The organism is Conyzicola sp., from assembly GCF_057073975.1.
This window is the reverse complement of the sequence record NZ_JBXMIS010000120.1, coordinates 1-5,641: the sequence shown is the minus strand read 5'-3', so window position 1 is coordinate 5,641 and position 5,641 is coordinate 1. Positions and strand designations below refer to the sequence as shown.

The following is a 5,641-nucleotide window of genomic DNA, read 5'->3' as shown; positions in this document are numbered from 1 at the left end:
TGAAGAAGAAGGTCGGATGGCTCGCCTACGCCAGAGCACTCGTGACCTCGCTGCGCGACTCGTCGGCGCTTCGGGTCGGACACCAGCTCGATGGAGGGCGTCGGCACAGCGACCGGGCGACCGCCATCATCATCGGCAACTGCGGCTCGCTGCCGGCCAACATCCTCCTGCTTCCCGATGCGGCCGTCGACGACGGCCTGCTCGACGTCGTCGTGCTCAAGCCGGAGACCATCCGCGGATGGTTCTCGGTGGCCTTCAAGGTGTTCTGGGAGAACGGTGTCGTGCGTCGCACTGCGCTCGGCAGGAGGCTCTCTGGCGTCGACATCGCATCCATGGACTACAAGCAGGGCAAGACGCTCGAGGTGCGCCTGAGCAAACCGGAGGAGATCGAGCTCGACGGGGAGCCGTTCGGTGAGACGACCGGCTTCACCGTCTCCATCGAGCCGGGCGCGCTGCGTGTGATGGTGCCGGCAGACGAGGCCGCCTGATGGGCAAGCGCGTGCCGAAGAAGGCATACGAGAAGGAGCTCGCCCGACTTCAGGTCGACCTCGTCAGCATGCAGCAGTGGGTGATCGCCAACGGCGTGCGCGTGCTGGTCATCTTCGAGGGACGAGACGCTGCCGGCAAGGGCGGCGCGATCAAGCGGATTGTGCAGTATCTCAACCCCCGGTCGACCCGCGTCGTCGCTCTTCCGCAGCCGACCGACCGCGAGAAGTCGCAGTGGTACTTCCAGCGCTACATCGCCCACCTCCCTGCGGCTGGCGAGATCGTGCTGATGGACCGCTCCTGGTACAACCGCGCGGGGGTGGAGCGGGTGATGGGCTACAGCACCGAGGAGGAGTACGAGCGGTTCCTCGACCATGTGCCGCAGGTGGAGCGCATGCTCGTCGACGACGGCATCCTGCTGGTCAAGTACTGGTTCTCTGTGTCGGACAAGGAACAGGAGAAGCGGTTCAAGAAGCGACTCACTGATCCCGTGCGCCGCTGGAAGCTGTCGGAGACCGACCTGCAGTCGATCACGCGATGGGAGGACTACTCGCGGGCGAAGGACGCCATGTTCGCGCGTACCGACCTCCCAGAGGCCCCATGGTGGACCATCGAGAGCGATGACAAGAAGGCGTCGCGACTCAATGCGATCAGCCACCTGCTCTCGCAGGTGCCATGGGAGCAGTCGGAGCCGGAGCCCATCGATTTTCCGAAGCGGCCCGGGTCCGACAGCTACGAGCGGCCGGACATCGACGGCCAGCGTTTCGTTCCCGACCACGCCGCGGGGCTTCGCAAGACCTAGCCGCCCATAGCGGCTCACGCCGCAACCGCAACCCCACGCGGTTTTCAGACACCACGCCTACCGTGAGGGGATGTCCTCCAACGTGCGGCTGATGGCCTGCAGTCCTGACGATGTGTTCGATGTGCTCGCCGACGGCTGGCTGTATCCGACCTGGGTGGTCGGCGCCAGCCGCATGCGCGAGGTCGAGAAGGTCTGGCCTGCCGAGGGATCGAAGCTGCACCACTCGTTCGGCGTGTGGCCGATGCTGCTCAACGACGAGACCGTCGTGCGCGAGTGGGATCCGCCGCGGCGCGCGGTGATCAGTCCGAAGGGCTGGCCGGTCGGGGAGGCGCTCGTCACAATCGAGGTTCGGCCGCGTGCGAGCGGCTGCATAGTGCGAATCCAGGAGAAGGCGCAGAAGGGACCGGCGAGCATCCTCCCGAGCGCGCTTCTCGACGTGTTCCTCCACGCGCGCAACGTCGAGACGTTGCGCAGGCTCGCCTTCATCGCCGAGGGGCGTGCGTCATGAGCATCGCCGTGGTCACAGGGGGCAGCGCCGGACTCGGTCGTGCCATCGTGCGTGAGCTCGCCGCGCGCGGCTACGACGTGGCGATCCTCGCTCGGGGGCAGGACGGACTGGATGGCGCGGTGCACGATGTCGAGGCGCTCGGTGCACGGGGCCTCGGCATCCCCACCGATGTCGCGGACCGTCTCGCCGTCGAGTGGGCGGCCGACCGGGTGGAGACAGAGCTCGGGCCGATCGACCTATGGGTGAACAACGCGATGGTCGGCGTCTTCGGGGAGTTCCTCAGCACCGATCCAGAGGACTTCGAGCGGGCCACCGCCGTCAACTACTTCGGGGTGGTGAATGGAACCCGCGCGGCGCTGTCGCGGATGGTGCCGCGGGATTCCGGTCACGTCGTCCAGATCGGCTCGCCTCTTGCCCACCGCGGCATTCCGCTGCAGGCGGCGTACTGCGCCTCGAAGCACGCGGCCAAGGGCTTCACCGAGTCGGTCATCACCGAGCTGCTGCACAACGGCAGCGCGGTGAGGGTGTCGATGGTCGACATGCCCGCGCTCAACACCATCCAGTTCAACTGGGTGAAGTCGCAGCTGCCGAACCACCCGCAGCCGGTTCCACCGATCTGGCAGCCGGAGGTTGGTGCGCGGGTTGTCGCCGACGTCGCACGAAAGCCGCGGCGCAGCACCTGGGTGGGGGAGTCGACCTATGCGACGGTGCTCGGCAACAGGTTCCTCGCGCCGCTGCTCGACCGGTATCTTGCCAGTACCGGCTATGACGGCCAGCAGTCGCCCGACACCAAGGACCCCATGCTCCCCACGAACCTCTACCAGCCGGTGGCCGGTGACCAGGGCGCTCGTGGACTCTTCAGCGACCGCTCCCACGACTCGTCACCGGCGGTGTGGGCCATTGGCAACCGTCCCGTGGTCGCCGCAGCAGGAGTGGCGCTCGGCGCCATCGGCGCGGCTCTCGTGGTCGGGCTGCTGAAGAAGCGATGACGGATGTCGACGCGGTCGTCATCGGAGCCGGCCCCAACGGACTGGCCGCCGCCCTCACGCTCGCCCGCGCTGGACTCCGCGTCTCTGTCTACGAGCAGGCAGAGAGCATCGGCGGGGGAGCGCGAACGGCGCAGCTGACCCTTCCCGGATTCCACCACGATGTGTGCTCTGCGGTGCATCCCATGGCGCTCGCGAGCGAGTTCTTCCAGCTCTTCGGACTGGAGCGTCGCATCGAGCTGATCGTGCCGGAGGTCTCCTACGGCCACCCGCTCGACGGTGGCGGCGCCGGCATCGCCTGGCTCGACCTCGACCGCACCGTCGACGGCCTCGGTCGCGACGGCCGCGCGTGGCGCTCCCTCATGGGGCCGCTGGCAGAGCGAGCGGACGAGGTGGCGCAGTTCACCGGCGGCAGCCTGCTTCGCGTGCCACGGCATCCGGTCACGGCCGCGCGATTCGCACTCCGCGCCCTCGAGCAGGGCTCGCCGGCCTGGAACCTCCGGTTCGACGACGACGCGGCCCCCGCCATGCTGGCCGGGGTCGGGGCGCACTCGATCCTGCCGATGCCGAGCCTTGCCACCGCGGGCGCGGCCCTCTCCCTCGGTGCCTACGCGCACGGTCACGGCTGGCCGATCCCCGTCGGGGGCAGTCAGGCGATCGTCGACGTGATGGCGGCGGATCTGCTGCAGCACGGCGGCAGCATCCATACCGGGGTGCGGGTGGAGTCGCTCGCGCAGCTGCCGAGCCATGCTGCCGCCCTGTTCGACACCACGCCGCGCGCGCTCGCCTCGATCGTCGAGCTGCCGCCGAGGTACGAGCGACGCCTTCGTCGGTTCCGCTACGGCAATGCGGCGGCGAGGGTCGACTTCGCATTGTCTGGGCCCGTTCCGTGGGCGAATGCCGACCTTCGTCGCGCCGGCACCGTGCACGTCGGCGGCACACGAGCGGCCATCGCGGCAGCAGAGCGGGATGTCGCGGCCGGGCGGCATCCTGACGATCCGTACGTGCTCGTGGCCCAGCCCTCGATCCTCGATCGCGGTCGCGCCCCCGAGGGCCAGCACGTGCTCTGGGCCTATACGCACGTTCCCGCCGGTTCGAGTGTCGATCCGACCGAGGCCGTCACCGCGCAGCTCGAGCGCTTCGCACCGGGATTCCGGGATCTCGTTCTCGCCTCGGTGAGCACGACCGCGCAGCAAATGGCGGCATACAACCCCAACTACATCGGCGGCGACATCGCGGCAGGTGCGGCGAGCTTCCGCCAGCTGGTTGCCCGGCCGGTTCTCTCGGCGGATCCGTGGCGCACGCCGGAGCGCGGCGTCTACCTCGCGTCGTCGTCGGCGGCCCCCGGCCCCGGGGTGCATGGCCTCGTCGGCTGGCGCGCTGCCCTCAGCGCGCTCCGGCACGAATTCGGCGTTGACGGGGCCTCGATCGATCTCCGTTCCTGAGTCGGCGTGATCTCCGTCATACTTAAGTCGCGCTCAGCTCGTACTCACGCGGCTCGCCGACTGAAAGGCCGATGATGGACTTCTCCGAACTCCAGTCCCAATCCACCACCTTCTTCGTGGTCGCCGCCATCGTGGTGGTGGCGGTCATCGTGCTGATCGTGCTGCTCACCGGCATCAAGGTCGCCAAGCCCGATGAGGCGATCATCGTGACCTCGCGCCAGAAGAAGGTCGCTGCCGACCCCGACGGGGAGGGCAACGCCGGCCAGCGCGTGGTCTTCGGCTCCCGGGTCTTCGTGAAGCCCATCGTCGAGGCGCACTTCAAGCTCAGCCTGCGCAGCCGCCAGCTCAACGTGCAGGCGACCGCGCAGACCCGCGACGCGATCACCATCAAGGTCAACGCGGTCGCCGTGGTCAAGGTCGGCGGATCCGAGTCGATGGTGCGTGCCGCTGCCCAGCGGTTCCTCAACCAGCAGGACCAGATCGAGTCGTCGACAGAGGAGGTGCTGAGCGGATCGGTGCGCTCCATCGTCGGCCAGCTGACAGTGACAGAGATCATCACCAACCGCTCCGCCCTGCAGGGCCAGGTGCTCGAGGCCGTGCGCGATTCGCTCGACGTGCAGGGTCTCCAGATCGACACGCTGCAGATCAAGGAGATCGACGACGACAACGGCTACATCCGCGACCTCGGCCGTGCCGAGGCGGCGCGCGTGAAGCAGGTGGCAGAGATCGCGGAGTCCGTCTCCCGCCAGGCCTCAGAAGAGGCACGCATCAAGGCGGAGCAGGCCGTCGCCGAGTCGCAGCGCCAGCTCGATCTGCGCAACGCGGAGATCCTCAAGGAGACCGACAAGGCGCGCGCAGAGGCAGACTCTGCGCGCCCCCTCGCCGAGGCGATCGCCCAGCAGGAGGTCGTGGTTCAGCAGGAGATCACCGCGGGCAAGCGCGTCGGCCTGCGCAAGCAGGAGCTCGACGCCGAGATCCGAGCCGTGGCCGACGCCGAGGCCTACGCCATCGCCAAGAAGGCCGAGGCCGCAGCGACGGCAGCCGTGGCACAAGCCAACGCTGACCGTGACTCGCGTCGTTCGTCGGCCGAGGCCGTCGAAGCCGAAGGTCTGGCAGAGCGCAACCGTCGCCGCAGCGCGGCAGAGGCGGTCGAGTCCGAGGGTATTGCCGAGAAGAACCGCCGTATTGCGGCTGCGGAGGCACTGCGCGCCGAAGGCGAGGCAGAGGCAGAGGCAATCCGTGTGAAGGGCAACGCCGAGGCGGAGTCCGCCAAGGCGCGCGCCGAGGCGCTCAACGCCCGCTCCGGCGACCTGCTGCGCCAGCAGATCATCGACCAGCTGCCCGCGATCGTGCGCGCCGCATCCGAGCCGCTCGCGGCGATCTCGAACCTCACGATCCTCTCGAGCGACGGCAC

At 68.5% G+C, this 5,641-nt stretch carries 6 protein-coding genes; all 6 read left to right on the top strand.

The annotated features are described in order from the left end of the window. On the top strand, positions 1-488 hold a 488-nt coding region (locus AC14A7_RS10985), incomplete at its 5' end, for a diacylglycerol/lipid kinase family protein (protein ID WP_484008967.1). Then, complete coding sequence (gene ppk2 / locus AC14A7_RS10980; RefSeq protein ID WP_484008965.1) at positions 488-1,288, top strand: polyphosphate kinase 2; 801 nt, start codon at positions 488-490, stop codon at positions 1,286-1,288. The genes AC14A7_RS10985 and ppk2, both read left to right, overlap by 1 nt. Positions 1,289-1,358: 70 nt before the next feature. Continuing rightward, complete coding sequence (locus tag AC14A7_RS10975) at positions 1,359-1,796, top strand: SRPBCC family protein (RefSeq protein ID WP_484008963.1); 438 nt, start codon at positions 1,359-1,361, stop codon at positions 1,794-1,796. Continuing rightward, positions 1,793-2,785 carry an SDR family oxidoreductase gene (locus AC14A7_RS10970; protein WP_484008961.1) on the top strand — a complete coding sequence of 331 codons (993 nt, stop codon included), beginning with the start codon at positions 1,793-1,795 and terminating at the stop codon, positions 2,783-2,785. Before AC14A7_RS10975 ends, AC14A7_RS10970 begins: the two co-directional genes overlap by 4 nt. Next, positions 2,782-4,227, top strand: a complete 1,446-nt coding sequence (locus AC14A7_RS10965; protein WP_484008959.1) for a phytoene desaturase family protein — start codon at positions 2,782-2,784, stop codon at positions 4,225-4,227. The genes AC14A7_RS10970 and AC14A7_RS10965 overlap by 4 nt, the downstream gene beginning before the upstream one ends. A gap of 74 nt (positions 4,228-4,301) precedes the next feature. Further along, positions 4,302-5,641: SPFH domain-containing protein (locus tag AC14A7_RS10960; protein ID WP_484008957.1), on the top strand; the 1,340-nt coding region annotated here is incomplete at its 3' end.

Bases quoted from the DNA above. Each gene is read 5' to 3' on its own strand.
- ppk2 (WP_484008965.1), top strand. From the start codon at position 488: ATGGGCAAGCGCGTGCCGAAGAAGGCATACGAGAAGGAGCTCGCCCGA.
- AC14A7_RS10970 (WP_484008961.1), top strand. From the start codon at position 1,793: ATGAGCATCGCCGTGGTCACAGGGGGCAGCGCCGGACTCGGTCGTGCC.
- AC14A7_RS10975 (WP_484008963.1), top strand. From the start codon at position 1,359: ATGTCCTCCAACGTGCGGCTGATGGCCTGCAGTCCTGACGATGTGTTC.
- AC14A7_RS10965 (WP_484008959.1), top strand. From the start codon at position 2,782: ATGACGGATGTCGACGCGGTCGTCATCGGAGCCGGCCCCAACGGACTG.